This is a genomic window from Microcystis sp. LE19-195.1E, from assembly GCF_027532095.1.
GTDB lineage: Bacteria > Cyanobacteriota > Cyanobacteriia > Cyanobacteriales > Microcystaceae > Microcystis > Microcystis aeruginosa.
Window position 1 is genome coordinate 1 of sequence record NZ_JAPZSZ010000050.1, and the last position, 5434, is coordinate 5434.

The window sequence follows — 5434 nt, forward strand, 5'->3', positions numbered from 1 at the left end:
GCTAATAAACATAGCAAAATTATAGATGATTTCCTGACCTAAGATCACATTTTATTCTTTTTTCCACTTCAATCTAAGAATTGAGAAAAAAGCAAAACCCTCCATTATACCATAAAAAAATTATGCAAGAGGTCTACTAAATCCAGTTATTAAAAACTGATTATTTATTCTCCGTTTTGCAGGAGTGCCTCTCTTGATATGTAGCCCATACTCAACGGATTTACTATTACTTCCGATTTTATCACTCAATCCAAGCTTTTGGGGGGTTCTACCCCCCAAACCCCCCGTTGGGGGCGTGGCGCCGCCCCCAAACCCCCCGCGCATTAGTTTTTCGGTGGGATGCTTACACGCGGCTGCTGACACATCTGTAATAATTTAGGAGTCACTGATAATTGCTGATTGTCGGTATTTCTACAAATGTGAGATGCACCCAATCAGTAATCAGTAAACAGTAATCAATAATCAGCGAAAAGACAGCAGCAAACTGGCATTTGATGAGGCTCACTTAATACATACTGCTCACTCAAAACTTAAAACTCAAATCTTATAACTGATAACTGATAACTGATAACTGATAACTGATAACTGATTCAATTAACCAAATTTAATCATTTCTCGTCCTGCCATCACCGGTAATTCCCCTTTTAAAATCGGAATCAATGTCTCGCGAATTCTGTCCGCATCGGGGGGGCATCCCGGCATAAAAATATCGATGGGAATGACTTGATGGACTGGCAGCACTTGATCTAATAATTCGGGAACGATACCGGGTTCTTCTGGTAGTTGAGGGGTGTTATCTCCTAACTCTAAATAAGCCCTTTTTAGCACGGGATCGGCAGTTCCTAACATATTCCGCATAGCGGGAACATTAGCAGTCACGGCGCAATCACCAAAAGAAACGACGGTTTTGGTATTTTGACGGACTAGATGAATTAGTTCTAAATTATCCTGATTAGCGATCGCTCCTTCCACTAAACAGACATCGACATTTTCCGGATAGGTTTTCAGATCGCAGCCGACAGGACTATACACCACGTCAACTTTTTCGGCTAATTCTAACAGCCATTCATCCAAATCGAGGAAGGACATATGGCATCCCGAACAACCAGCTAACCAGACAGTAGCGAAGCGAATTTTAGACATAATTTTAATTCCTTGATTGGTATTTTTTGGCTGAGTTGCAATTTCGTCAAAAGGATCAAACGAAAAGAAATACTCTTTTAAGCTATTTTTGCCTCCTGGATAAACTCTTGCATTTTTTCCTCAAAGAAAGGAGCTATATCTAGATTTTTCCAGTCTTTAAGTAGCTCAAAAATAATCGCCTCCGATGCAAAATTTCCCGTATAGGAAATAAAAGAAAAAGGACGTTTGCCGAAATTGAGCAAACAGCTTAAAATCGTGCAATGGTCTTTTACTCCAAAACCAAGAGAACAGGTTTTATCTCGATCTTTTACTCGCCAATTATCAGCACTTTTGGCATAAATATCTAGGGCAACCAAAGCGGAATCCACTTCTCTAGAATATTTAATTAAGAGCGAATACAAAACTCTAGGCTCTTGACTAATATCAGACAAAATTTCAATTATCCGACAAGGAATACTAGAAAATTGCGCCGTCAAATTGGAGAGAGACTGACACATTTCTAGGGCTTGCAGAAATTGCGATTCGGGTGATGTGGTCATAATTATCTTGTTTGCTGAATTGAATCGGACCAAGGATATTGTTTTTGTGCCAGTAAATGCGCTTGTTGCTGCGAAAAGCCTCGATTAATCACTAAGTCAGATTCGTAGATTTCATGATTGAGAAACATCCGATCAAGATTATTCCCTTGAGCGCCAGCGAGTCTTCGCCAAGCTGCTACCATTAAACCTTCGGGAAAAAATTGATATCGAGACACTCCCGATCCAAAAGCATAATCCTTGGCGCGTCGGATATCGATCTCCGGGATTTCGTATTGGGCAGCAATCCCTAGGATATCTTGATTATTATCCATAATCTGATCATATTCCTCCCTTACCTTGGCGGTTAGTTTCTGCTCGTAGATATCTAAATGCGCCCATCGATCACTATCACCCTCCATTGATTACTTTAACGCGTCCATTGGTGTTGAGTCCTAGCATTAACTAAAAATTCCAACTTCGATCGATCTTCCTCTTTTTCAGAAACGGCGGAACCCTTGCGGAATATCGCCCCGGTTGGACAAGCGGCAACACATTTGCCGCAGGAAGTACAGGCAGAAACGCTGCCCCAAGGCTGATCCATTCCCGCGATAATTTTATCTTTTTCGCCGCGATAAGCCAGATCCCAAACGTGCGCCCCTTCAATTTCATCACAGACTCGCACACAACGGGTACAGAGAACACAACGATTATGATCGATACCGAAAAGAGGATGGGAAATGTCCACTTCTCGCTTGGGAAAACGGTAGGGAAAACGACTATGATCCATACCCACTTCGATGGCTAAATCTTGCAATTCACAGTTACCATTAGCCACACAAACCGCACAAACGTGATTGCCTTCAGCGAATAATAATTCCACCGTCATGCGGCGATATTCTTTCAGTTTTGGGGTATCGGTATGAACCACCATTCCTTCCGCCACCTCCGTTACACAGGCGGGTAATAATTTATTAATACCTTCAATTTCTACCAAACATAAGCGACAGGCAGCCACTTCGGAAACCCCATCGAGATGACAGAGGGCAGGAATTTTTATTCCTACCTGACTAGCGGCTGCGAGAACTCGCGAACCCGCTTTGATCGCTACATCTTTACCATCAATGCTTAAAGTGATTACGGACATAAAAATTATTCTCCTTGAGGATAATATCCCTCTCCTTCCCATAGGCCACAATTTGTGGCCTATGGTGGGATTTTTACAGAAAGTTTTAACCTAGACAATCGGCTAAGTCTTTTGCGGGGGTGGTAATCGGCCGCAGGTGATAGGTATCGGAGAGGAATTTGAGGACGTTGGGGGAGATAAATGCCGGTAAAGTTGGTCCCAGACGGATATTTTGAATACCTAGATGCAGCAGGGTGAGCAGTACAGCGATCGCTTTTTGTTCGTACCAAGAGATAATTAGGGAGAGGGGAATCTCATTGACGCTAACGTTAAAAGCGTTGGCTAATCCTAGGGCGATTTTAATGGCACTATAGGCATCGTTACATTGTCCCACGTCCATCAGCCGGGGTAATCCTTCGATGCTACCTAATTGTTTGTCGAAAAAGCGGAATTTTCCACAGGCAAGGGTTAAAACGATGCAATCTTCGGGAACTTGTTCCACGAATTCGGTGTAGTAATTGCGATCGGGTTTTGCCCCATCGCAGCCCCCAACTAGGAAGAAGTGACGGATTTTACCCTGTTTAAGGGCATTAACCACCGTATCAGCGACACTGAGAACGGTATTGTGGGCAAATCCTACCATTACCTGCCGAGGTTCGCTTATTTCAGTAAATCCGGGCAATGACTGCGCTTTAGCAATCACGGGACTAAAATCGATCGCACCGTCCACTGTTTCTAAGCGGTTAATATGGGCATAACCCACAGGTCCGAGGGTAAAGAGTTTACTTTCATAGTTTTCGTGGGGGGGCATGAGACAATTAGTAGTTAAAACTATTGCCCCCGGAAACTTAGCAAATTCTTTAGTTTGATTTTGCCAGGCGGTGCCATAATGACCGTAGAGATGGGGATATTTTTCTTTTAGTTTTGGATAACCGTGGGCGGGTAATAATTCTCCGTGGGTGTAGACTGTTATCCCAGTATTGGCAGTTTGTGCCAGTAAAGCCGCTAATTGTTTAATATCATGGCCGGAGACTAAAATGGCTTTACCTAGACGCGGATTTAAGGGAACATTTGTCGGTATGGGATGACCGTAGGTTTCGGTATGACCTTGATCTAATAATTCCATGGCCCGCAGGTTTGCTGCCCCGACTTTTAGACAGATTGCCACCCAATCATTCAGGTTTAAATCACTGCGGTCAATCGCCGCTAAAGTCTCTTGGATAACCTGATAAACTGAGTCATCCTCTTGACCTAATTCCTGAGCGTGGAAAGTATAGGAAGCCAGACCTTTAACTCCGTAGATAGCGGTTAACTTTAGGGAAAAAATATCGAGATCCTGTACTTTTTCAATTAGTTCTAAGGATACTTCTTGCCCTTGGCTGACTAGGCTCTCATTAAAATTAGGCTGATAGTTAGCAAGTGCAGACCAGTCCACCGATCCCAATTGTGCTTTTAAATTTTCCCGAATCTCTAAACAACGCTGAATATAATCGGTAAAACGTCTTTGATCGAAGTTCACATTGGTCATGGTGGCGAAAAGCGACTCGCAGGTAAAAATATCGGCTTCGCGAGTAGATATTGCCGCTTCTTTGGCTTTAAAAACCACCGATGCTAATCCCCGCAGACAATAAACTAATAAGTCTTGAACGGCGTTGACTTCGGGACTTTTTCCACAGGCTCCCCACTGATGACAACCATTACCACTAGCGGTTTGTTCACATTGTTCACAAAACATAATGTTTCTCTCTTTTTTTCAGTAGATTGACAGATTGTTGCGATTTTTTTCTACTAAATTGAATTCTGCTTTTTTGAAAGTTAAGTAGCTGGTTATAATTAAATTAAAAATGGATTTTAGGTTCGATCCCCCCTGCCCCCCTTGATAAGGGGGGTGCCGATCCCCCCCTTAGTCCCCCCTTGATGAGGGGGTGTCTGATAATTTTTAACGCCTACCTACTTATTTATTAGCCTTCACTCAGCAAGAATTATGGATTTTACGACTGGAAAGCTTGTCTTGAGAGCCTCTACTCTCTGAACTATGTTTTTATTCTCTCACTTTTTTTGCCAGTTGGGTTCTGATTTTAGATTTCCTCAAGAATTACCGATTAAACAATTATTTAGTTGTCTTATTAAATTAAGTATTTTTTGTGATTTTTATGATATAATGAGCGAAATTTTCGATTTTTAGGTGGGTATTTGCCAGTGTCATAGCAATCGGTCTCCTGATTAGGATCGAAAGTTGTGACTTAAGAGTTATTATCGCCTAACTCTGATGATAGGATTGCTTTCGACATAGATAGTTATCTCTTTTGTTATTTACTTAACTTAGCAATGATTGAAACCGCTCATCTCCCCGAATCTGCTCGAAATCTTTATCTGTTTTTGCCAGATACTGATACTTGACATCAAGACTGATGAACGATTTATTTTATTAGTGGTATTCCGATATATTTGCAGATTTTATTAGCGAGAATATCCCTAATTTCCGTATGTCTTGGAATCGCAGATCTTTTATTTAGGGTTTGCTGAATAAATCTAAAAACCTTGTTGGATAAGGCTTTTAGACTTTTTTTCCCTGAAAAAGTGCCTACCATTGGAGTGATTGGGGGGAAAATTTAGGGATTTTTTCCCTGAAAATTAGGTAATTGACCAC

Annotated in this window: 6 protein-coding genes; all 6 read right to left on the reverse strand. The window is 41.8% G+C overall.

Annotation, left to right across the window (positions count from 1 at the left end):
* Positions 1-594 precede the first annotated feature (594 nt).
* Positions 595-1143, reverse strand: coding sequence for an NADH-quinone oxidoreductase subunit B family protein (locus O9300_RS03190; RefSeq protein ID WP_002740992.1), 549 nt, complete (start codon positions 1141-1143; stop codon positions 595-597).
* Between the two features lie 77 nt (positions 1144-1220).
* Positions 1221-1682: a hypothetical protein gene (locus O9300_RS03195; protein WP_287970012.1), complete on the reverse strand. Its 462-nt coding sequence runs from the start codon at positions 1680-1682 to the stop codon at positions 1221-1223.
* A 2-nt stretch (positions 1683-1684) separates the two neighbouring features.
* Positions 1685-2080 (reverse strand): ribonuclease H family protein, encoded by a 396-nt coding sequence (locus O9300_RS03200; RefSeq protein ID WP_287970014.1) that lies wholly within the window; start codon positions 2078-2080, stop codon positions 1685-1687.
* An 8-nt stretch (positions 2081-2088) separates the two neighbouring features.
* Entirely contained in the window at positions 2089-2805 is a 717-nt protein-coding gene (hoxU, locus tag O9300_RS03205) for a bidirectional hydrogenase complex protein HoxU (protein ID WP_287970016.1), read from the reverse strand.
* Positions 2806-2890: 85 nt separating this feature from the next.
* The gene (gene hcp / locus O9300_RS03210) at positions 2891-4519 is read right to left on the reverse strand and encodes a hydroxylamine reductase (RefSeq protein WP_287970018.1); all 1629 of its coding nucleotides are present in this window, start codon (positions 4517-4519) and stop codon (positions 2891-2893) included.
* A 582-nt stretch (positions 4520-5101) separates the two neighbouring features.
* Positions 5102-5197: a TPR end-of-group domain-containing protein gene (locus O9300_RS19615; RefSeq protein WP_409888327.1), complete on the reverse strand. Its 96-nt coding sequence runs from the start codon at positions 5195-5197 to the stop codon at positions 5102-5104.
* Between the last annotated feature and the right edge of the window lie 237 nt (positions 5198-5434).